General features: G+C 56.9%; 19 protein-coding genes and 1 pseudogene. 12 read left to right on the forward strand and 8 right to left on the reverse strand.

The genetic code is table 11. The annotated features are described in order from the left end of the window. Nucleotides 1–83: 83 nt before the first annotated feature. Nucleotides 84–614 (reverse strand): annotated as a pseudogene (locus AACX78_RS16060) (metal-dependent hydrolase); the annotation flags it as partial. Between the two features lie 597 nt (nucleotides 615–1,211). On the opposite strand from AACX78_RS16060, the gene AACX78_RS16065 reads away from it, so the two are divergent. Then, nucleotides 1,212–3,311 (forward strand): hypothetical protein, encoded by a 2,100-nt coding sequence (locus tag AACX78_RS16065; protein WP_021141219.1) that lies wholly within the window; start codon nucleotides 1,212–1,214, stop codon nucleotides 3,309–3,311. A 183-nt stretch (nucleotides 3,312–3,494) separates the two neighbouring features. On the opposite strand, the gene AACX78_RS16070 is transcribed toward AACX78_RS16065, so the two are convergent. Together AACX78_RS16070 and AACX78_RS16075 are read right to left on the reverse strand one after the other, a co-directional pair. Further along, a complete protein-coding gene (locus AACX78_RS16070) occupies nucleotides 3,495–3,986 on the reverse strand; it encodes a Dps family protein (protein WP_159166804.1) in 492 nt (163 codons plus the stop codon). Next, nucleotides 3,976–4,161, reverse strand: a complete 186-nt coding sequence (locus AACX78_RS16075; protein ID WP_236556346.1) for a hypothetical protein — start codon at nucleotides 4,159–4,161, stop codon at nucleotides 3,976–3,978. The genes AACX78_RS16070 and AACX78_RS16075 overlap by 11 nt, the downstream gene beginning before the upstream one ends. Before the next feature lie 92 nt (nucleotides 4,162–4,253). On the opposite strand from AACX78_RS16075, the gene AACX78_RS16080 reads away from it, so the two are divergent. Both AACX78_RS16080 and AACX78_RS16085 read left to right on the forward strand, forming a co-directional pair. After that, nucleotides 4,254–4,508, forward strand: a complete 255-nt coding sequence (locus tag AACX78_RS16080) for a hypothetical protein (RefSeq protein WP_159166805.1) — start codon at nucleotides 4,254–4,256, stop codon at nucleotides 4,506–4,508. A 599-nt stretch (nucleotides 4,509–5,107) separates the two neighbouring features. Continuing rightward, complete coding sequence (locus tag AACX78_RS16085; protein WP_159166806.1) at nucleotides 5,108–7,258, forward strand: pre-peptidase C-terminal domain-containing protein; 2,151 nt, start codon at nucleotides 5,108–5,110, stop codon at nucleotides 7,256–7,258. Between the two features lie 335 nt (nucleotides 7,259–7,593). On the opposite strand, the gene AACX78_RS16090 is transcribed toward AACX78_RS16085, so the two are convergent. From AACX78_RS16090 to AACX78_RS16105, 4 genes are read right to left on the reverse strand one after another with little or no spacing between them, the layout of a single operon-like run. Continuing rightward, nucleotides 7,594–8,013 carry a PaaI family thioesterase gene (locus tag AACX78_RS16090; protein ID WP_236556347.1) on the reverse strand — a complete coding sequence of 140 codons (420 nt, stop codon included), beginning with the start codon at nucleotides 8,011–8,013 and terminating at the stop codon, nucleotides 7,594–7,596. Continuing rightward, complete coding sequence (locus AACX78_RS16095) at nucleotides 8,013–8,378, reverse strand: carboxymuconolactone decarboxylase family protein (RefSeq protein WP_159166807.1); 366 nt, start codon at nucleotides 8,376–8,378, stop codon at nucleotides 8,013–8,015. The genes AACX78_RS16090 and AACX78_RS16095 overlap by 1 nt, the downstream gene beginning before the upstream one ends. Before the next feature lie 6 nt (nucleotides 8,379–8,384). Next, complete coding sequence (locus AACX78_RS16100) at nucleotides 8,385–9,377, reverse strand: SLAC1 anion channel family protein (protein ID WP_159166808.1); 993 nt, start codon at nucleotides 9,375–9,377, stop codon at nucleotides 8,385–8,387. A gap of 30 nt (nucleotides 9,378–9,407) precedes the next feature. Beyond that, complete coding sequence (locus AACX78_RS16105) at nucleotides 9,408–9,920, reverse strand: NifB/NifX family molybdenum-iron cluster-binding protein (protein ID WP_159166809.1); 513 nt, start codon at nucleotides 9,918–9,920, stop codon at nucleotides 9,408–9,410. A 782-nt stretch (nucleotides 9,921–10,702) separates the two neighbouring features. On the opposite strand from AACX78_RS16105, the gene AACX78_RS16110 reads away from it, so the two are divergent. After that, a complete protein-coding gene (locus AACX78_RS16110) occupies nucleotides 10,703–12,610 on the forward strand; it encodes a fructose-specific PTS transporter subunit EIIC (RefSeq protein ID WP_159166810.1) in 1,908 nt (635 codons plus the stop codon). Nucleotides 12,611–12,659: 49 nt separating this feature from the next. On the opposite strand, the gene AACX78_RS16115 is transcribed toward AACX78_RS16110, so the two are convergent. Next, nucleotides 12,660–12,818 carry a hypothetical protein gene (locus AACX78_RS16115; RefSeq protein WP_159166811.1) on the reverse strand — a complete coding sequence of 53 codons (159 nt, stop codon included), beginning with the start codon at nucleotides 12,816–12,818 and terminating at the stop codon, nucleotides 12,660–12,662. Nucleotides 12,819–13,089: 271 nt separating this feature from the next. Here AACX78_RS16115 and uhpT point away from each other — a divergent pair, with 271 nt between their 5' ends. From uhpT to purB, 8 genes are all read left to right on the forward strand, one after another. Beyond that, complete coding sequence (uhpT, locus tag AACX78_RS16120) at nucleotides 13,090–14,496, forward strand: hexose-6-phosphate:phosphate antiporter (RefSeq protein WP_058394254.1); 1,407 nt, start codon at nucleotides 13,090–13,092, stop codon at nucleotides 14,494–14,496. A gap of 213 nt (nucleotides 14,497–14,709) precedes the next feature. Further along, the gene (locus tag AACX78_RS16125; protein WP_005319168.1) at nucleotides 14,710–15,015 is read left to right on the forward strand and encodes a PTS fructose transporter subunit IIB; all 306 of its coding nucleotides are present in this window, start codon (nucleotides 14,710–14,712) and stop codon (nucleotides 15,013–15,015) included. Further along, nucleotides 15,016–15,783, forward strand: a complete 768-nt coding sequence (locus AACX78_RS16130) for a PTS sugar transporter subunit IIA (protein WP_159166812.1) — start codon at nucleotides 15,016–15,018, stop codon at nucleotides 15,781–15,783. Nucleotides 15,784–15,862: 79 nt separating this feature from the next. Then, nucleotides 15,863–16,813: a pseudouridine synthase gene (locus AACX78_RS16135; RefSeq protein WP_407704492.1), complete on the forward strand. Its 951-nt coding sequence runs from the start codon at nucleotides 15,863–15,865 to the stop codon at nucleotides 16,811–16,813. Further along, nucleotides 16,810–17,289 (forward strand): NUDIX hydrolase, encoded by a 480-nt coding sequence (locus tag AACX78_RS16140; protein WP_034524276.1) that lies wholly within the window; start codon nucleotides 16,810–16,812, stop codon nucleotides 17,287–17,289. Before AACX78_RS16135 ends, AACX78_RS16140 begins: the two co-directional genes overlap by 4 nt. Nucleotides 17,290–17,446: 157 nt before the next feature. Then, on the forward strand, nucleotides 17,447–18,553 hold the full coding sequence (gene mnmA, locus AACX78_RS16145) for a tRNA 2-thiouridine(34) synthase MnmA (RefSeq protein ID WP_005319178.1): 1,107 nt from the start codon (nucleotides 17,447–17,449) through the stop codon (nucleotides 18,551–18,553). A 197-nt stretch (nucleotides 18,554–18,750) separates the two neighbouring features. Then, nucleotides 18,751–19,362, forward strand: a complete 612-nt coding sequence (hflD, locus tag AACX78_RS16150; protein WP_017412872.1) for a high frequency lysogenization protein HflD — start codon at nucleotides 18,751–18,753, stop codon at nucleotides 19,360–19,362. A 175-nt stretch (nucleotides 19,363–19,537) separates the two neighbouring features. Continuing rightward, nucleotides 19,538–20,908 carry an adenylosuccinate lyase gene (gene purB / locus AACX78_RS16155; RefSeq protein ID WP_159166814.1) on the forward strand — a complete coding sequence of 457 codons (1,371 nt, stop codon included), beginning with the start codon at nucleotides 19,538–19,540 and terminating at the stop codon, nucleotides 20,906–20,908. Nucleotides 20,909–21,055: the final 147 nt, after the last annotated feature.

Genomic DNA, 21,055 nt, shown 5'->3' on the forward strand with positions numbered 1-21,055 from the left:
ATAAATGGCAAATCATGGTTGGAATGCTGCCTTATACTTGCCATACCACGATATTTCCGACATCCCTTTCCAATCCCACCACACCGCCTCCTGATCCACGCCCGCCATCCCATCAATATCAGCATCACTACAACCCCCGGCAGCCAGACCCAGTAGAGCTCGGAGAGGATCACCGCCTCACCTCGGCCGGTGAGATAGGCCTCCAGCTTGAAGGGGGCGACCCGGATCACCTGCCAGGGGGCAAAGAAACGCTCGTCACGCCATGGCCAGAGCCAGCCAACCCCCTTGCCGCCTGTGGTGAGCGAGTCGAGCAGGCTGTGGGAGAGCAGAGAGACCAACAGAAACGACCAGACGGTGGCGGCACTTGCCCTAAGCTGGCGGTGAAACAGCATGGCCAGAGTGGGCAGGGCAAAGGCGAACAGCAGGGAGTGGGTAAAGCCACGGTGGCCAAAGACATGGCCGTAGGCAACCCCCAACTTGAAGGCGAGCACATCGGCATCGGGCAGCATGGCGATGACAACCCCCGCCAGCAGCAGGCGCGGCGGGATGATCCGGCTGCCAAGCCCGAGCCCAAGGCAGAGGGGGACGGCGGCGTGGGTGACTATGGTGGGCATAACGAAAAGATCCAACTGAAAACCCGCACCTACCCTACCCCCGCTCGGTGAAGTGAACGTGAAGTGCCGCACGACTCTGCAAGCCAGACCAATCCAGTCCTCACCCCCTTCCTTTTCTAAAAAAGTGAACCCCTCCACACCTTTCTCTCGCAACCAGCACCAAAATCATCAAAAGTGCACCATAAGGACACGTTTGGTTGTTAGGTACGACCAGGTCAATGTGGGACTTTACGCCGAGTTAGAACAGCATTCAGATGCCGCCATCATCATGGTGAGACGGCCAATCCCGCCGAGCTGGGCTATCTGGCGCGAGGTTAAGCGCTGTTGCCACCATTTTCAGACACTGGCTGCGCTGTGACCCAATCTGCAGTTGTCACCAGACCATGGAGGCAGGTCACTCTCCCAACCAGCCCAACTCTTGCTGCACGCTTGGTAAACGAACTCACGGATTTGCGGCCAGTTGCTGTGCCCATGATCACACAGTGACAACTCTCACTTCCCTCTCACCGCCCCCTTGCTTTTTATCATCTAGAGTTACCAGGCAGTGCAAAAGCTGCTGATTTATATACATTCGCCGCCAAAGAGGGATCTTGTTTCATGACAGAGCATACTGATCTGCTGCCCACCAGCACGGATGATGAGCAAAGCGCCGGCAACCGCTATCTCTACTACACAGAGGGGGACCTGGCCCGCATTCTCGACAATCTTGAGCAGCTTCGCAGTGCTGTATTCCCCACCGCCCCGGGGGATAACGAAACCGGCACCACAGTGCCGCACAATTTTCCGTCCGTCTGCCTGGTGGGGCTGGGGCGCTGCGGCTCCAACATCGCCCAGGATGTGGCCTCGCTGGTTTACAACGCCCGCAGCTTTTACATGAACGAGTTCAACAGCGAGGAACAGCGCAAGCGGGAGAAGGAGTTTGGCCCCTTGAGCTGGATCCGCCGCAACCTGCGACTGCCCAGCAATGGCGCCCGCCCTGTCTTTCTGATCGAACCCATGGTGATGCTGGGGGACCTGGACAAGGACATAGATGGCCGCATCCGCCACTCCAATCGCAGCGGCGAAGGTGGCTCCTTGCGCGACTACGCCAAGATGCGGGTGATGGACTTGTCGGAGATCCACGCGGGGGGCGCGGGGAACGCCCCCATACTGGGTCAGTATCTGGCCAAGATCATTCTCAACAAGAGCCCCCACTACTTCGCCAACTCCGAGTGGCAGGCGATCCATACCTATCTGGTGGACTCCTGCGGCATCAAGGCCAACCAGTCCCGCCTCTATTTCTACATCTTCAGTGCCGGGGGCGGCACCGGCTCCGGCATGGCCTCCGAATTCGGGTTGGCCCAGCAGTACTCCTACATGAGCAAGACCTTCTCGCCCCCATCAGAAGAGGAGGAGCACCTCTCCCTCGGGGAGCACTTCATGTTCGATCCCATCTTCACCAGCGGCATCTGCATACTGCCCAATATCTGTGATCGGGGCATCGAGATTTCAGAAGCACTGCACATCAATGCCGGGCGCCTGCTGTGCAAATACCTGGCCGAGGAGTGGGACTTCTCCTATCACTTCGACAACGAGCAGGCGTGCGATGCCAGCATGCTCAAGCGGATCAGGCCCTGGAATGCCATGATGCTGATCTCCAACGACATCATGCGCTACGCCGAAGAGAGCGACGATGGCGAGATCCAGCATGTTGACGTCAACACCATGGAGAAGTACGCCAACCAGTACATCTCCCAGCAGATCTTCAACATTCTCACCGCCCAGGCCGTCACCACCGACTACGACGAGAACTACTTTCGCCGGGCGGGCATCGACATCAGCGAGACTATTCGTCTCGATGCCAACGATCTGTTCATGAGTCTGGCGGGACCGGTGGCGGTGGCTTATGCCGAGTCCATCTCGCCCCCCGGCGGCATGTTTGACAAGGAGGGCGGGCTTAATGTGGACGACCTCTTCATTCGATCCATCGAGCTGCCCCACTTCAACAAGATGACCCAGGCCATAGAGGGGATCAGCCTGCTGCCCATCGAAGCGGGCAACTATCGGGAGTATCTGGACGACTATGTGAAAAGCGGCCATGACCCGGCCCACCTCAACGAACTGCACTTCTTCAAGAACTGCTCCTCTGTGGTGTCGATCATCTCCCTGCCCAAGGAGTACAAGCTCTCCTATATGGATCTCAACCGGCTCAAGTCACACCTCAACGGGCTCTTTCCCAATACCACCCTCAAGCGTTATGCCCTGGTCATAGGTGCGTCGGCCAACATCTCCCTCACCACCCTGATCGTCAAGAGCCCCTGCCTGAGCGATGACTTCCTGACCCTGATAGTGGCCTTTATCAAGCGCTGCTTTGCCAAGGATCACTATCGCTTCGACGATCACCTCGACAAGGTGGTGATCGAGATGATCTGCAACGAGGAGTGGAACGAAGAGCTGCTCGACAGCATGCTCAACGAGTTCGAAAACCCGGCCAAGATCCTCGATACCAACTGGTACGCCATCAAGCCCATGTACGAGAAGAAGTACCGTGAGCTTATCCGCGAGAAAGAGAAGTTCGTCTCCATCAACGACATTCGCCTCAGCCGCGAATCGGTGAAAAAGGCCCTGCTTTATCTGCGGGAGATCTATCGCCACAGAGTCAGCAAGACCCGCATCCTCTCCCTCAATCCCAGACTCGGGGAGACAGGGCCAGGGTAGCCCCATGGCAGTTCCGCGAGGCTCACCGCCTGACCTTTGGCGGTGAGCTAACCGCCAACTTGAGAGGGATGGACCAAGAGACAGCTGACAGGAAAATTACCGCCCCCAAAAACGAAGGAGCCCAATGGGCTCCTTTTTATTGATCTCGTTGCAGCTGGCCACACAAGGCCAAGGCACACTGTGTCAGGAGAGCATGCTTCTCAGCATCCAGGCCGTCTTCTCATGCACATCAAGGCGCTGGGTGAGCACATCGGCGGTGGGCTGATCGTTGGCCTCATCCACCAGATTGAACAACTTCCTGGCGGTTCTGGCCGTGGCCTCTTGTGCCAGCACCAGATGCTTGATCATTTCATTGGCACAAGGCACCCCTTCCACTTCTTTGATGGAGGAGAGCCGTACAAATTCCTTGTAGGTACCCGGTGCCGGAAATCCTAGGGCGCGGATCCGCTCTGCGATAATATCCAATGCATTCCACTGCTCCGTGTACTGGTCCATAAACATATTGTGCAGACTATTGAACTGGGGGCCGGTCACGTTCCAGTGGAAATTATGCGTCATCAGATACAAGGTATAACTGTCTGCAAGCAGTGCCGACAGACCATCTGCAATTTTTTGGCGATCGGTGGTTGAGATGCCTATATCCATTTCTGGTAAAACCATGATGTCATTCTTCATTAATAAAACTCCTGTCATTCACTTTTTTCTCAATGAATTTTGCTGACGCTTTTGCAACAACAACCCCATCGACCGACGCTACGGCATTCAACCGGTGAATACCGTGACCTTGGTCTACTATTTGCGCCGAAAGATATATTTTGCTTCCGATATTAATCGGCGCCGGAAACGCCATGACAGCCTCCAGATAAAGAGCTGTGGCGTACCTTGCATAGCTGTAATATGTGCATGACAAGCGTATGCTATTGGCACCCCATACGAGAGTGAATGCCACAAGTGACCGCCCAGACTGAACTGCATGTTTGCGCTAAATGCGGCATCAAAACCAACCATCTTGTGGTACTGGTCGCCCGCGACCATAGCCAGGACATCATACCCAAGGAGCCGCGCAAAACTTTCTGGCAAGCCTTTCGCACCAGCCTCCTGACCAACGCGGTATTCGGCCAGACCCTCGCCTATCAGACCACCCATGTAAAACATCTGATCTGCGAGCGCTGCGGGGAGACGTTTCTGGAGTATTGAGCACATGCCTTAACCAGCAAGGGGCGATAGCCAGTTTGTTGCAGAACAAATAAGCCACGCTCGCTCACCTTTTTGTTGCTTCCCTTGTTGCTTCCCGGCCAGTTTCTCGCCACGTGCCGTTTTGCCACCTCCGCCATCAGTTACTACGTCTCACTTGGCAACCTTTCGGATGAGTCGCATCATGCAACCATTCCCCCCGTCATATCACCGGTTAATCACAACAGACTGGAAGCTGTAATTCAGGGGCGGTAGCGTACCTGCATAAAATTGGAGTTAGAGCCCTCGCGCTCGTCCGATTACACTTCGCTACTCGAACCTGCGGCAATGCAGTCATCACGACCTCGGCACGCAAGGAGATGGCCCTGCCCGATAAGCAAGCCGGATGGCAAGATTAGCGCCGTGGTTAAGCATCCCCAGGGCAACAACAGCCCCAACAGCGAGTGATAAGTCAGCCAATGTGTGAATGTTGCGCTAGAGAGGAGCTTCATACGCGAGCGGTACCAGAAGAATTTCATTAACATTTTGCGCAATCTATAAACATATCAATTACATTGTTCATTGGAGTTTCGAAATAAATTCTCACACCAAGGATGGATAGAATGAAAAAGACAATACTCCTTAGCGCAATATTAACTGCCCTCTCCACCCCGGCCTTTGCACTGGATCCCAACAAGCTGGAGTCCTTTGGCGAAGTACAGACCGGACAATTTATCTCCTCTCCTTTTGCCCAGTCTTCTGCGGCCAGCCCCCTGATAGCCCCCATGCCCCCTTTGTATCTGGACGGCATCGGTGAAGTTACCCTTAATATCACCGAAACCAAGTCAGAACTTGGGCGCACCGTGCTGTCAGGCGCCTTGCTGCAAAAGGGGGTTCCTGTCCCCTACGCCGAAGTGGTTCTGGTCGAGACCGATCAAGGTGGTATAATGGCCTCCATTGAGGCGCTGCAGGGTAAGTGGTTGATCATGAGTGATGAAACCTCAGGGGAGCAGTACCTCATTAAGCGTCATCAGTTCGAAATGGATGATGAAATCATTCAGGCTCCTGGAGTTCCCGAGGCATTGGCCAACATCATGTCCATGGAAAACTCTGTCAGTGGTGACAGAGATCCTGAGGGCAATATAGTGATCGATGTCTTAATGGGTTTCTCTGAAAAAGCCATGGCCTATGTGCAGGATAAAGATGCCTATGCCCTCATGCAGATCGCCACTGTCAATAACGCCCTTCGCAATTCAAAGATCGAGGGGATCAAAGTACGCCTGGTTGGCACAGGAACCACCCCCATGCACGAGGGGATGAGTTCCCATCAGTTATCCAAACTAGATGATTGGTTTGCCAATGCTATTGCACAATATTCTCCGGACATTGTGGCCGGGATCATGCTCTGGGACGACACCAACACCTATCCAAATCAGGCCGGCGGTTGGGGATATGTGTCAGGCAACTATAATATCAACGAAGTCAGAAGCGTAAACGCCTTCCGTCATGAATTGGGGCACAACATCGGAGGCAGCCATTGCTTTGACGGTAGTGGTTATAACTTCGGTTATGACAATGGCAAATCACGCACCCACATGTGCGGCAACGACATCAACTACTACTCCAATCCCGAGGTAACCGATTTCTTTGGACTGCCTATCGGTAATCCCAACACAGCCAATATGGCTCGGGTTTGGCGTGAAAATGCGGCCACACGCTCCAGCTATCGGCCCGCCGTCGTTCCTTTCGATGGTGAGAAAAAACAACTGCTTGCCGATATACGAGGTGTCAATATAGGAAACGGGCAGTGGTATTACGCTCCCGTGACTATTCCAAGCAATGCCAAGCGCGTCGTGGTCATAACTAACGAGGGACCAGCGTCCAAAGATGGTGGCGTGACGCTCTATGGCAAATTCGGCACCACACCGACATGGACGGATTATGATGCTCGCTCCGGTACCACACACACCTCTTTTAACCAGGCGATAGGTATCAATAATCCAACCCCCGGGCAGCTCTATATCGGCGTCTTCAACAACTCCAGCTACAGTGTGGAGGATATGCAACTGCAGGTCTTCATCTATACCGAAGAGGAAGGTGGCTCGGGGGACAATACACTGCTAAAAAACGGTCAGACTGTTACCAGCCTTGCCGGTAACCAAGGCAATGAGCATTTCTTTATGATCGATATCCCCGCCGGTGCCAGTAAGCTGAAATTCGCACTCTCAGGTGGCACGGGTGATGCGGACCTCTATGTCCGTGCAGGTGCAGCCCCAACTACATCACTCTACGACTATCGTCCCTATCTATCCGGTAACAATGAAACCGTCAGCATAGATACGCCTCAGGCCACCCGATATTATGCGATGATACGCGCCTATAGCAGTTACTCGGGGGCACAGCTCACCGCCAGCTATGAGCAAACGTCAAATACCTTTGAGAGTACTGAAATCTTCAAGATCCCCGATAACAACATGACCGGCATCACCAGCACCCTTGCGGTAAACAGGAGCGCAGCAGCAGGTCAGATCGAGGTAAAAGTAGATATTGAACACAAGTATCGCGGCGATCTCGCGATAAAACTCATCGCCCCCGATGGCACCACCTTTAACCTCAAAAATGCCGACAATACCGATAATGGGGCACATATCAGACAGAGCTTCTATGTCGACGGCAATGGGATTACCTCTCCGGGACAGTGGCAGCTGCACGTAGCCGACCAGTTGGCCCAAGATACAGGGGAGCTCAAACGCTGGAGTCTCACATTCAAGTAAGGAGTAACCCGGAAAGAGGGGCGAGCCACCCTCTGTGATTGATCGGAGGGCATGGGGGATCGGGCATAGGCTGTGCCCGTGAACTGATGAAGCTTGATAACCTCACCGCCTGTCAACACGTTTAGCGCGCTGCCATGGTGAATGGAGATGGTATTCACCTGACAGTTGCCCACAAAAGGGAGTGATCATACGGCTTCAAACCGGATAACAAAACGGTACCCCTACCGTGTTATCTGGAGTCACCGTATGACCACTACAGAAATTGATACCGAAGGAAGTGCGCACTTAAAGTAGCGTAAATAAGACACCGGTTTGAGGCCGGTGTCAGGTGATAACTAGATCTGTACGGCTTTTTTCTCAATGAATTTTGCTGACGCTTTTGCAACAATTACCCCGTCGACCGACGCTACGGCATTCAACCGGTGAATACCGTGACCTTGGTCTACTATTTGTGCCGAAAGATATATTTTGCTTCCGATATTAATCGGTACAACAAAACGAATGGTCAATTCGGCAGTCAAGCCCTTGATGCCTTGCTGCAACAGGCAGTGCGTCATGACAGCATCAAGCAGTGTGCTGGTCATGCCACCATGGAGTATGCCGGTATAACCCTGGTATCTTTCATCAGTCAAGAAGACACCCTCTGTCGAGTGCTCTCCCGTTTGGTGAAAGCCGATGCCCAGAGCGCTCTGGTTGTCGATGCCACATACCATGCAGTTGGCATGTGATCTCATGGCCTGCTGATAACGGTCCATTACGACAACAGCTCTTCAATGGCGGCATGGGCCTGGGTGCCATAGATGATGGATGGCCAGCCCCCCATGAGTACGGCCACGTCTATGGTTGCGACCAGTTCCTCTCTGGAGGCCCCGGCCTGCAAGGCGCCAGCAACATGGGCTGCAATGCAGCCGTCGCATCTTGATGCAATGCAGCCGTCGCATCTTGATGCAATGCCGATCCCCAGGGCGATCATCTCTCTGTATTTCAGCGCCAACACCTTATCGTCTTTCATCACCGATTTGTGCAGGGCAATAAACGCATTCATGGTATCCGGGCTGCTCTTTCTATAGGCAGACCCAAGCTGATGCTGCTCCTTGTTGATCTCTTTGTAATGTTTCATGGATAGCTATTTCTCCGGGATGAATAATTCACCTTTGTAGAACGAGAGCACCGTCATGCTGATTAACCACACTATCAATCCGATCAGGGCACAGACCACTATTTTGGCCAGAAAGTACGGAATGACGCTGCCTGTGCTATCGGCAAACTTGGCCGACGCAGCTGAAAATGCGGCCAGCGGGAACGAATAAGCCCATGAAGAGAGATAAAATTTCAGCTTCAGAAAGGTGAGTGTGTTGTACATCAACAAAATAAATACAAACAGTGCAAAATAATAGATGATGTGTGAAAAAATGTCTGTCGAGCCTATGATATCAGTGTAAGCAATAAATCCTATCGAGGGGGGTGCCAGCAATATAAACATGGTGGGCATCAGCTTGTCAGGCAGATTTTCATGAAAGAACAACCGGTATAATACTATGGTCAACAAACAGAACCAGAATATCAATCCGATACTGAAAAAGAACAGACTGGTTTCATGAAAACCCAGCCCTACCCCTGCAAGTGGCACGACAATATTCCCCACGACAGGAATAAACCACGCAGGGTTGGTATGGGCAATATTAAAATGCTCTCTATGGATCCAGCTGCTCATGATGAACAAGGTAAACATCAGCTGCAGCATGGCGCCGGCAGACCAGAGATATAGCGAGATATCATGCCACCCAGACCAATATGCTGACTGCAATAACAGGCTGATCGAGATGGTCGGAAAGAAATTAATCCTGACCATATGCCTCGATTCATGCAGAAACTCATCCCTGTATTTGAGCATTTTGAAGACATACATTGCCACAAACACAGTCAGCAAGACTGAAGACATGACGCCCAAAAAGAAACCCGCAGAGTGCATCATCACCGAATCAGGAAAGGCTTTTCTACACGCAATGGCGGCCCCCGTCAGCCCCATGATGATCGAAAAGAGCGTCACCGGCATATAGGCAATCCTGCTGATAGAGGGTAATGTCGCCCCCTCCATGTTCAGGCTTTCATTAGACATATACCCTCCAACTTTACTTATTTATCGCGTTTATTCTTCACAACATCTTTTATGTGCATGGGGTTGAGCAGCGCCCTGACACTGGTGTCGTTGGGCTGAACCGACTTTGCCACACCCTTTTTTTCCTGAGTGGCCATGTTCATGCTCGCCACAGCTATTGGCGCCCTCTCTCTGATGGCGCTGGCCATGGGAACAGGTAGATTCCTGACCCTGATCTGCAGAGACAAGCTGGATCAGGCTGGTGGAATCATTTTTCAGCATCTCTGCTATGGCAAGGCGTCCCTGCACTGCCTGATAGACGGACAAGCCGTTATCCAACAGCTTCTTGAGCATCTTCTTGCCAATATTTTTCAATACCACACGGTTTGCGCCATGTGTCTGGAATAGATCAGCCAACATGCCCTTGCACTCATTGGGTGCTATCGGATTGGAAATCTCCTTTAGTGTGGTGCCTTGCTCATCAATGAAAACGAAGCGTTCTGCCTTGGCAAAATGCCCTGCGATATGGTCATCCTTCATGGGAATGGCGGTGATGGTGGTCATAAGGTCTCCTGCTATTACGGTTAATTGTCAGACCATGCCATTTATCACCACTTGTGAGTCCGATTCCCCATCCGATAACAACACCGGAGGATCCAGATTGACATGACCCTGCTTTCTACCCCTTGCTACCACCCATCGAAAGTGCCGAATGAACGCTTGCTGGCTGTTTTACTCACAGCACATCCGCTAATGCGGTGCTTTAACTGGTGGCCAAGTAAGTAGCATATGCCATGTATACGCCTTGTTTGTGGCATATGCAATAAACTATTGCCGTTGATTTACGCCTGGCTGGCTCCCTCAGGGGGCAACACTCAGCCGCAAAAGGCACAGCCCAGCGGCATCCAGACCAGGTGCCAAACCCATTTCTCCAGTATTTTCCTTCTCTTGATCCCCTCTCATTTCTTACCCAATCACTGCCATTTGTGTGCGTTGGTTCACACCCTGCAGCTCGTTTTCACCTCACAAATTTACAGGCTGGCGGCGGCTCTCGTCCAAGAGGTGGCCCGTGCCATGGCTGATGTGCGTTGGCACGTAAAATCATAATTATTTGATTTTTAACGGTATAAAACCATATTTCGATTCCATTCAGATCTATTTTGTCAGCAGGTCTGCTGTGAGATCGGGGTCACACTCGGGACGATAGCGCACAAAAATCCAGTCATTCGCACATTTGTCCGATAGGGTGGCTTGCTCCCCGGCGCGATAATAGTGAGGTCAATTTTGTCCGCATGCCGTGTTGCACGACATGCCAACAGGCTCCCTCACGGGAGCGGGAGAGCGCCATGATCACCACACTGATCAACGAACATCTGATCAATCTCGATTTGAACGCGACGAGCAAGGAGGAGGTCTTCAGCGAGATGGCCCGCTTGCTGGTCGCGCAGGGCAAGGTCAGCGATGAGCAGCAGTTCATCAAGGACTTGTGGGCCCGGGAAGAGCTGGACAACACCGGCTTTGAAGAAGGCGTTGCCCTGCCCCACGCCAAGAGTGCGGCTGTGAGCACACCGGCGGTGGCCATCGGCATCAGCCGCAACGGCATCGAGTATGGCGCCGAGGATGGCAAGCCGTCCCGGCTGTTCTTCATGATTGCCTCCCCGGCCGGTGGCGCCAACCACCATATCGAGGTGCTGGCCGAGCTCTCCGCCAAGCTGATTGAAGAGGGTTTCATTGCCAAGTTGCTGGCTGCCAAGACCCCAGCTGCCGCGCTGGCCCTGCTGCTGGAGCGCAAGGAGGAGCAAGCCGCTGCCCCGACCACCAGCAAGGGCTTCATCATAGGTGTCACCGGTTGTCCGGCCGGCATTGCCCACACCTATCTGGCGGCAGAGTCGCTGGAGCGTGCCGCCAAGGAGCTCGGTTATGAGGTGAAGGTGGAGACCAACGGCTCCATCGGCGTCAAGAACAGCCCGACCGCGGACGAGATCGCCCGCGCCGCCGCCATCGTGGTCGCCTGCGACAAGCAGGTGGACATGGCCCGCTTCAACGGCAAGCCACTGATCAAAACCGGCGTCAAGGCCCCCATCAAGGATGGCAAGGGTCTGATCGAGCAGGCCCTGAAAGCCCCCGCCTATGTGGCTGGCAAAGAAGATAAAAAAGGTGAAGAGAAGAGCGCGGGCGGCAGTTCCGATCTCTATCGCTACCTGATGAACGGTGTCTCTCACATGATCCCGTTCGTGGTGACCGGCGGTCTGTTGATTGCGCTGGCACTGGCCATCGGCGGCAACCCGACCCCGAGCGGCATGCAGATCCCGGAAGGGAGTATGTGGAACCAGATCCTCAACGTGGGCGTGGCCGCCTTCACCCTGATGATCCCCATACTGGCGGGCTATATCGCCTACGCCATCGGTGACCGTCCGGCGCTGGCACCGGGCTTTATCGGCGGCTGGATCGCCAACAACGGCAGTTTCTACGGCGCTGACGCAGGTACCGGCTTTATCGGTGCCATCATCGCGGGCCTCCTGGTCGGTTATCTGGTGCGCTGGATTGCGACCCGCCAGTACCACAAGATGGTGCAACCGCTGGTGCCGATCCTGATCGCCCCCATCGTCGGGTCGCTCTTTATCGCTGCGGTCTTCATCTTCATCATAGGTGCCCCCATTGCCGACATGATGACTGGCCTGAACGCCATGCTGCTCTCCATGAGCGGTGGCAGTCTGGTGCTGCTGGGCATAGTGCTGGGGGGCATGGCCGGTTTTGATATGGGCGGCCCGGTCAACAAGGTGGCCTTCCTGTTCTCGGTGGGCATGATAGCCTCCGGTCAGACCCAGTTTATGGGTGCCATGGCCTGCGCCATACCAGCGGCGCCGCTCGGCATGTCGCTTGCGACCGTGCTCGGTCGCAAGCTGGGTATCTTCGATGCCTCCGAGATCGAAGCGGGCAAAGCCGCCGGTGCCATGGGTCTGGTAGGGATCTCTGAAGGGGCGATCCCGTTCGCCGCCCGTGACCCGCTCGCCGTCATCCCCGCCAACGTGCTGGGCAGCATGACAGCTGCGGTAATGGCCTTCCTGTTTGGCATCACCAACAGCGTGGCCCACGGTGGCCCCATCGTCGCCCTGCTGGGTGCGGTCAACAAGCCGCTGCTGGCCCTGCTCTGCATGATCTGTGGCGCCATCGTCACCGGCGTGGTGGCGGTTGCCCTGAAAAAGCTGCGGGTGAAGAAAACCGACGGGGTGGAACTCGCCAAGGCGGCCTGATCCCCTTCTCGCACTGATACGACAAGAGGCCACCTGCGGGTGGCCTCTTTTATGGCGTCAGATATCCGCCAATGCTGCTGACGATGGCCTGCTCACCCCATAGCACAACCTCACGCCCCCAGCCCTGTCTGACTGCCGGGCAGTCCCCCTCTTTTCGTAGCATGGCCCCGCCGTGGGCCGTCACTGTGTGATCCTCTTCACGCTTCATGGCCGGATCCCGTCAAACTAGGAAATTTTCCTAATGCCACTAGGGATGGCTCTCACGCCATTTGCGCCGCGCCTCATTAAAGTCACGCTACCTGATGTAGTGACCCGACCCCCGCAGTGGCGCAGGTTCGGGCATGGGTTCAATCGACAGGGGAGCGAGGGGCACAGTCCAACCTCTTTCTGTTGTCCTTTCCGTGGCGTGACCTCTGACACCAACCAAAAAATGAGGGGCGCGGCGGAAATACCGTCTATCTCGCAGAGGATGAACGAAGATGTTGAAATTTCTCCAACAGGTCCGGGTGCCGACCCTGGAACTGCCGGTCGAAGCCCGGCGCAAGCTCTGGTTCAAGCCGTTTATGCAATCTTATCTGGTTGTATTTATTGGCTATCTGACCATGTACCTGATCCGCAAGAACTTCAACATTGCGCAGAACGACATGATCCAGGAGTACGGTCTCTCCATGACCGAGCTTGGCATGATTGGCCTTGGCTTCTCCATCACCTACGGGGTGGGCAAGACGGTCGTCTCCTACTATGCCGATGGCAAGAACACCAAGCAGTTCCTGCCGCTGATGCTGATCCTCTCCGCCCTGTGCATGCTGGGCTTCAGTGCCAGCATGGGCGGCACGGGTTTCAGCCTCTACTTCATGATCTTCTTCTATGCCCTGAGCGGCTTCTTCCAGAGCTGTGGTGGCTCCTGCAGCTACTCCACCATCACCAAGTGGACCCCCCGCAACAAGCGCGGCACTTATCTCGGCATGTGGAACCTCTCCCACAACGTGGGCGGTGCCGGTGCGGCCGGTGTGGCGCTGTTCGGTGCCAACTACCTGTTCGATGGCAATGTGCTCGGCATGTTCATCTTCCCGTCCATGATCGCGCTGGTGGTCGGCTTTATCGGCCTGCGTTTTGGCAGCGATTCACCGGAAGCCTATGGTCTGGGCAAGGTGGAAGAGCTGTTTGACGAAGTGGCCAGTGAAGAAGATATCGCCACCGAAGAGCAGAAGCTGACCAAGGGTCAGATCTTCGTGAAGTACGTGCTGATGAACAAGGTGATCTGGCTGCTCTGCTTTGCCAACATCTTCCTCTACGTGGTGCGCATCGGTATCGACCAGTGGTCCACCGTGTACGCTCACCAGGAGCTGGGCTTCTCCAAGGAGATCGCCATCCAGGGCTTCACCTTCTTCGAAGTAGGCGCCCTGGTCGGCACCCTGATGTGGGGCTACCTCTCGGATCTGGCGAACGGTCGTCGAGGCCTGGTGGCCTGCGTGGCACTGGCGCTGATTATCGCCACTCTGGGTCTCTACCAGCATGCCACCACCCAGTTCATGTTCCTGGGCTCCCTGTTCCTGCTGGGCTTCCTGGTGTTTGGTCCGCAACTGTTGATCGGCGTGGCCGCCGTGGGCTTTGTGCCCAAGCAGGGCATCAGCGTGGCCGATGGCGTCAAGGGTACCTTTGCCTACCTCATCGGTGACAGCTTCGCCAAACTGGGTCTGGGCATGATCGCCGATGGCACCCCCATCTTCGGTCTGACCGGCTGGGCCGGCACCTTCGCGGCGCTGGACATGGCCGCAGCCGCCTGTCTTGTGTTGATGGCCTGCGTGGCCGTGGCCGAGGAGCGCAAGATCCGCCGTATCAAGCGTGAACTGAAAGCCGCCGAGCTGGCGACCCAGTCAGCCTGAACCCGCGTTAACTGAATACAACCGGCCCCATCTTCTGGTGGGGCCGGTTTTTTATTGCCACACCCGCCGTCAGCAGATGAATCCAGATTCTCGCCATCCCTGTGCAAGCCAGCACCAGTGCGCCGCCAAGATCCCATTTTTGCCCCACGCCTTTGGCAAAAGCCGCCCCTTGGCGCTATCTTGTTGCCCCACCGCCATTTGCTTTGAGAACCGATGAAGATCCTCGCCGTCACCGCCTGCCCCACCGGCATAGCCCACACCTATATGGCCGCAGAGGCGCTGCAAAAAGCTGCCGACAAGCTGGGGCTGAAGATCAAGGTTGAAACCCAGGGCGCCATGGGGCTGGAGAACATTCTCACCGCGCGGGACATCGCCAGCGCCGACCTGGTGCTGATCGCCTCCGACATCGAGATAGAGCAGAAGGATCGCTTCCTCGGTTGCACGGTTCGCCAGGTATCGCTGGAATCCGTGCTGCTCAATGCCAGCGCCGTACTCAAAACCGCCACCGTCGGCGTCTGAATGCTCACCCGCGAGCTCACTTTCTTCTGCCGGCTGGGGCTGACCATCACCCAGGCCAAGCAGCTGAGCCGACTGGCCGGGCTGTTCAAATCCCATATCCAGCTTATCAATGTCACTCGCCGCCAACGTGTGGAGGCGACCAGCCAGCTTTCCCTGCTCACCCTGGCCACCCAGCCCGGCGATCTCTGTCTGCTGCTTATCGAAGGGCTGGATGCGGAGCTGGCCCACATGGCCTTCACCTGCTGGTGCGTGGAACTGGGCCAGCCCCTTGGCAGACCGGGGAGCGCCACCCCGGCCGAGCAGCGCCTTGGCCTCGCCCAGCCCGACTACTGTTTTTCCCTCGCCCAGCTGGGGCACGCGGCGGCATCGCTGGACAAGTCCCTGGCCCTGAGGGTACTGGTCGATCTCTTGCCCGCCGAGCTGGTTCGCGACAGGACAGCGCTTGAGCAGGCCATCGCCAAGCGCGAACAGATCGCCGCCACCATCATACGGCCCGGCCTCGCCATACCCCACGTGATCTGCCCCGCCATCCGCCAGCCCGCCCTCTCGCTGCTCAGTTGCGCCGAGCCCATCGAGTGGGGATCGGCGCTCGGGCCGGTACGGACCATCATACTGCTGGCGATCCCGGCCGGGCTCGCCCCCGAGCAATTGCGCCCCCTCACCCGGCTGGCTCGCGCCATGATGGACGAGGTGGTCAGCACGGCGCTCTTGCACGCAAGCTCGGCCCCCGCCCGTCAGGCCATCGTCATCGAAGGGCTGTTGAGTTAGGCGAACAAGCCCGACCATGCCCCATGGCGGCGGCCCCCTGTGATACACTCCGGCATCCCCTGTTTTTGGTATGCATGCGATGAAATCTGCCCGCCCCCGTCTCTCCCTCCAAGGCCGAACGACCGCCGCTGGCCGCACCCCACAAGATGACGCCAACCAGCCTGGTCTGACACGCTCACGGGCCGGTACCCGGCATGCACAGGCCGCTGAACAGGCCGGGCAGAAACCGCAGGTGGCCCCCGCCGATCGCAAGTTGCTGCTGCTGAACAAGCCCTACATGGTGCTGTGCCAGTTCACCGACGAGGCGGGACGGGAGACCCTCAAGGATTACATCAAGGAGCCCGGCATCTATGCCGCCGGCAGGCTGGACCGCGACAGCGAGGGGCTCTTGCTGCTCACCAACGACGGCAAGTTGCAGGCTCGCCTCACCCAGCCGGGGGAGAAGACGCCCAAGACTTACTGGGTGCAGGTGGAAGGCATACCGAGCGAAGAGGAACTGGCCGCCCTGCGCGCCGGGGTTGAACTCAACGACGGCATGACACTGCCCGCCGAGGCAAGGCTCATGGATGAGCCCGATGTGTGGCCACGCAATCCGCCGATCCGCGAGCGCAAGGAGATCCCCACCCGCTGGCTCGAGATCAAGATAGTAGAGGGGCGCAACCGTCAGGTGCGGCGCATGACGGCCCATATCGGCCACCCCACACTGCGCCTGATTCGCTACGCCATCGGCGACTGGACGCTCGATAGGCTGGCCCCCGGGCAGAGCCGCAGCCTGCCCGCCCCCGAACTGGCGTCTGTATCGCCTGCTCGTCAGCGCAAACCTCAAACCGGCAGTAGTGCCGCCAAACCTGCGGGCGACGGACCACGCAGACCGGCCCAGTCCAATCAGAAAAACCCGCAGCGCAGCGCAGGCAAGCCAGCCATCGACCAGGCAGGCTCTCGTCCCCCTGCCGAGAGCAAGCCCCGTAGCAGCGGTCGCGGCACGGCCCGCCGTCCTGCCCGTCACACCACAGACAAGGAGTCATCATGATGGATCGCCCGCCGATGGAAGAGAGAATGCCGGCCAGATTGACGGTGGCGGCGCTGGTGCACTGGCAGGGTCGTTTCCTGCTGGTAGAAGAAGAGATCAAGGGCCAGCGCCGTTTCAATCAGCCTGCCGGCCATGTGGAACCGGGTGAAAACCTGATTGAAGCGGCCTGCCGCGAGCTCAAAGAAGAGACAGGACTGACCGCCACGCCCAGCGCCTGGCTCGGGGTCTATCTCTACAAACCGGCCGACAGCGAGGCCACCTTTGTGCGCACTGCCGTCATCTTCGACCTTGAAAAGGCGCCGGGTCAGCACCATCCAGAGGATCCTGACGGCGATGTGCTGGCCTGCCACTGGCTCACTCTGGAGGAGATAGCCGAGTGCAAACCGGCCCTGCGCAGTCCCCTGGTGTGGCAGTGCATTCAGGATTATCTGGGGGGCACCCGCTTGCCACTGTCGGCGCTCAAGGCCTTTATCTAAGGCCATTTGGCACCGATTTATTGCTGGCGGGCCAGCTGACAGAAAAACGATTTCCTGCCTTGCTACCCCTCAAGGGGAAGCGGACAGGGAGATGTGACCGAGGGCGCAAAACTCTGGTAGAATACGCCCCGTTTAAACGAACTGGTAACTTCGACTAATGACAGACAACAGCCAAATCAAGGTGATCGTCGGCATGTCCGGCGGCGTGGATTCTTCCGTCTCGGCCTACCTGCTCCAGCAGCAGGGTTATCAGGTCGAAGGCTTGTTCATGAAGAACTGGGAAGAAGACGACACGGACGAGTACTGCTCTGCCTCCCAGGATTTGGCTGATGCCAAGGCCGTCTGCGACAAGCTGGGTATGAAACTGCATACCATCAACTTCGCTGCCGAGTACTGGGACAATGTGTTCGAGCACTTCCTGGAAGAGTACAAGGCAGGGCGCACGCCGAACCCGGATATCCTGTGCAACAAGGAGATCAAGTTCAAGGCGTTCCTCGAATTTGCCGCCGAAGAGCTGGGTGCCACCTACATCGCCACCGGCCACTATGTGCGCCGTGACGACAGCACAGGCCACCCGCGCCTGCTGCGCGGTCTCGACAGCAACAAGGATCAGAGCTACTTCCTCTACACCCTGAGCGAAAAGCAAGTGGGTCAGAGCCTGTTCCCGGTGGGCGATCTGGAGAAGCCGGAGGTGCGCCGCATCGCCGAGCAGCTGGATCTCATCACCGCCAAGAAGAAAGACTCCACCGGTATCTGCTTCATCGGTGAGCGCAAATTCAAGGATTTCCTGGCCAAGTTCCTGCCCGCCCAGCCCGGCCCCATCGAAACCGTGGACGGCAAGGTGATCGGCGAGCATCAGGGCTTGATGTATCACACCCTGGGTCAGCGCAAGGGACTCGGCATCGGTGGTCGCAAAGACGCCACCGAAGAGGCCTGGTACGTGGTGGACAAAGAGGTGGAGCGCAACACCCTGGTGGTGGCGCAGGGCGAGCACCCGCGTCTCTACTCAGACGGCCTGATTGCCAGCCAGCTGCACTGGGTGGATCGCACCCCGATCCGCGCACCGCGTCGCTGCACCGTCAAGACACGCTATCGCCAGCAGGATATCCCCTGCCTCATTCAGCCCATCGATGACGAGACCATACGGGTCATCTTCGACGAGAAACAGGCAGCCGTAACTCCGGGTCAATCCGCCGTCTTTTATGACGGAGAAGTGTGCCTGGGCGGCGGCATCATCGAGCAGCGTTTCAGCCATCCGGTGTAAATCCTGACGGCGGTGACATCGATGATCGACAAATACCAGGGCTGAACCATGGCCTTTGCAAGCACGCTGAAACAGTGCGTCAGCCATGCGGTTTGGGCCAACAAAGAAGGCAGCGAACGTGAGCGACCAATTCCAAGGCCGGATCATGGCCTGCTGCGGCATCAGCCGGTGAACCAACATAACAGGGCTGTGAAACGATGAGCGACAAATTTCAAGACAGAACCATGGCCTTTGCCGGCATCTGCCAGGCGGCCTATCTGGTACAAAAAGTGGCCCGTGATGGCACTTGCGATGAAGCGTCCCTGCGCGAGAGCCTGCAAAGCGTGCTGGTGACCGATCCCAAGCAGCCGCTGGAGGTGTTTGGCAACCATCTGGCCATTCGCGATGGCTACCGCGCCCTGGTCGAGCAACTGGGATCCGACGGCAGCCAGAAAAATGCCGAGCTGACCCGTTACGTGGTGAGCCTGATTGCGCTGGAGCGCAAGCTGGCCAAGCGCAAGGACATTCTCAACATGCTGGGAGAGCGGATCAGCCAGATCGGCCGCCAGCAACAGCATTTCGATCTGCTCGACGAGCAGATCCTGGCCAACATGGCGAGCATCTACAGCGATCTCATCAGCCCCATTGGGCCGCGCATCCAGATAGCGGGTACCCCGCTGTTCCTGCAGCAGCCCCTGGTGCAGCACAAGGTGCGCGCCCTGCTGCTGGCAGGCATTCGTGCCTGCGTGCTGTGGCGCCAGCTTGGCGGCAGCCGTACCCAGATCATCTTCGCTCGCAAGAAGATGGTCGAACTGGCCAAACGTTTCTAAGAATCGGCTCGAGCTCCGTCGTGAGAGGCCGGAAGCAAGGTGAAGAGCAGCACAGGTACCGGAGTTTATGTCGATAAATAAGGATGCCGAGCAGCACATGAGCCTTGATAACGGTCTCGTAACAGGAGCGCGAGTTGATGAGAATCCCCCACACCAATCATCAGGAGTTCACCCCATGGAGCTGTCCGCGCTGACTGCTGTTTCCCCGATTGACGGTCGTTATGGCGACAAGGCCGATGCCCTGCGCCCTATCTTCTCCGAATTCGGCCTGCTGCGTTTTCGCGTCGAAGTTGAGGTGCGCTGGTTGCAGAAACTGGCCAGCCACGCCGGGATCCCGGAAGTTCCTGCCCTGAGCGCGGCCGCCAACGCCCTGCTCGACGGCATAGTCCTCAACTTCAACGAGAGTGACGCCGCCCGCATCAAACAGATAGAGCGCACCACCAACCATGATGTGAAAGCGGTGGAGTACTTCCTTAAAGAAAAGGTTGAAGTGAACCCCGAGCTGGCCGCCGTCAGCGAGTTCATCCACTTCGCCTGTACCTCGGAAGACATCAACAACAACTCCCACGGTCTGATGCTGAAAACCGCCCGTGACGAGGTCATCAAGCCTTACTGCGAGAAGCTGATCAGCGAGCTCAAGCGTCTGGCCCATGAGTATCGTGACATGCCGCTGCTGTCGCGCACCCACGGCCAGCCGGCGACCCCGAGCACCATGGGCAAGGAGATGGCCAACGTCGCCTATCGCCTGGAGCGCCAGTTCAAGCAGATCATGGCGGTGGAGATCCTCGGCAAGATCAACGGTGCCGTCGGCAACTACAACGCCCACGTCAGCGCCTATCCGGAAGTGGACTGGCACCAGTTTTCCGAGGAGTTTGTCACTTCGCTGGGCCTGAACTGGAACCCCTACACCACCCAGATCGAGCCGCACGACTACATCGCCGAGCTGTTCGACGCCATGGCTCGCTTCAACACTATCCTCATCGACTTTGATCGGGACGTGTGGGGTTATATCTCCCTGGGTCACTTCAAGCAGCGCACAGTGGCGGGCGAAATCGGCTCCTCCACCATGCCGCACAAGGTCAACCCCATCGACTTCGAGAACTCCGAAGGCAACCTAGGTCTGGCCAACGCCGTGTTCCAGCACCTGGCCTCCAAGCTGCCCATCTCCCGCTGGCAGCGAGACCTCACCGATTCGACCGTGCTGCGCAACCTGGGTGTGGCGGTCGGTTACTCCCTGATTGCCTATCAGGCGACCCTCAAGGGGATCTCCAAGCTGGAAGCCAACGCCGGTGCCATGGCCGCCGATCTGGACGCCAACTGGGAAGTGCTGGCCGAGCCCATCCAGACTGTGATGCGTCGCTACGGCATCGAGAAGCCCTACGAGAAGCTCAAAGAGCTGACCCGTGGTCGCCGCGTCGATGCCGAAGGCATGCGTACCTTTATCGACACCCTCGAGCTCCCCGAGCACGTGAAAGTCGAGCTGAAGAAGCTGACCCCGGCCAACTATATCGGTCAGGCCCAGCGTCTGGTGGATCTGCTGAAATAAGCCGATAACCTGATACATCAGGGGCCCTGTGCACATTGCGCAACAGGGCCCCTGTTATTTTTGACGGCCATACGTTTTGCCATACAAGAGGCCTTGCCCAAGGCCCGCAGCCATCTTGGGCAAGACCTCTCCTGACTCTTTCTGATC

It is taken from the genome of Aeromonas sp. 9A (assembly GCF_963900955.1).
Classification (GTDB): domain Bacteria; phylum Pseudomonadota; class Gammaproteobacteria; order Enterobacterales; family Aeromonadaceae; genus Aeromonas; species Aeromonas salmonicida.

Coding starts and splice junctions, on each gene's coding strand:
- AACX78_RS16100 (WP_159166808.1), bottom strand. CDS start 9,377: ATGTCTAATGAAAGCCTGAACATGGAGGGGGCGACATTACCCTCTATC.
- AACX78_RS16080 (WP_159166805.1), top strand. CDS start 4,254: ATGCCACAAGTGACCGCCCAGACTGAACTGCATGTTTGCGCTAAATGC.
- AACX78_RS16105 (WP_159166809.1), bottom strand. CDS start 9,920: ATGACCACCATCACCGCCATTCCCATGAAGGATGACCATATCGCAGGG.
- AACX78_RS16065 (WP_021141219.1), top strand. CDS start 1,212: ATGACAGAGCATACTGATCTGCTGCCCACCAGCACGGATGATGAGCAA.
- AACX78_RS16115 (WP_159166811.1), bottom strand. CDS start 12,818: ATGAAGCGTGAAGAGGATCACACAGTGACGGCCCACGGCGGGGCCATG.
- AACX78_RS16135 (WP_407704492.1), top strand. CDS start 15,863: ATGAAATCTGCCCGCCCCCGTCTCTCCCTCCAAGGCCGAACGACCGCC.
- AACX78_RS16075 (WP_236556346.1), bottom strand. CDS start 4,161: ATGGCGTTTCCGGCGCCGATTAATATCGGAAGCAAAATATATCTTTCG.
- purB (WP_159166814.1), top strand. CDS start 19,538: ATGGAGCTGTCCGCGCTGACTGCTGTTTCCCCGATTGACGGTCGTTAT.
- hflD (WP_017412872.1), top strand. CDS start 18,751: ATGAGCGACAAATTTCAAGACAGAACCATGGCCTTTGCCGGCATCTGC.
- uhpT (WP_058394254.1), top strand. CDS start 13,090: ATGTTGAAATTTCTCCAACAGGTCCGGGTGCCGACCCTGGAACTGCCG.
- AACX78_RS16130 (WP_159166812.1), top strand. CDS start 15,016: ATGCTCACCCGCGAGCTCACTTTCTTCTGCCGGCTGGGGCTGACCATC.
- AACX78_RS16090 (WP_236556347.1), bottom strand. CDS start 8,013: ATGGACCGTTATCAGCAGGCCATGAGATCACATGCCAACTGCATGGTA.
- AACX78_RS16095 (WP_159166807.1), bottom strand. CDS start 8,378: ATGAAACATTACAAAGAGATCAACAAGGAGCAGCATCAGCTTGGGTCT.
- AACX78_RS16110 (WP_159166810.1), top strand. CDS start 10,703: ATGATCACCACACTGATCAACGAACATCTGATCAATCTCGATTTGAAC.
- AACX78_RS16085 (WP_159166806.1), top strand. CDS start 5,108: ATGAAAAAGACAATACTCCTTAGCGCAATATTAACTGCCCTCTCCACC.
- AACX78_RS16125 (WP_005319168.1), top strand. CDS start 14,710: ATGAAGATCCTCGCCGTCACCGCCTGCCCCACCGGCATAGCCCACACC.
- mnmA (WP_005319178.1), top strand. CDS start 17,447: ATGACAGACAACAGCCAAATCAAGGTGATCGTCGGCATGTCCGGCGGC.
- AACX78_RS16070 (WP_159166804.1), bottom strand. CDS start 3,986: ATGAAGAATGACATCATGGTTTTACCAGAAATGGATATAGGCATCTCA.
- AACX78_RS16140 (WP_034524276.1), top strand. CDS start 16,810: ATGATGGATCGCCCGCCGATGGAAGAGAGAATGCCGGCCAGATTGACG.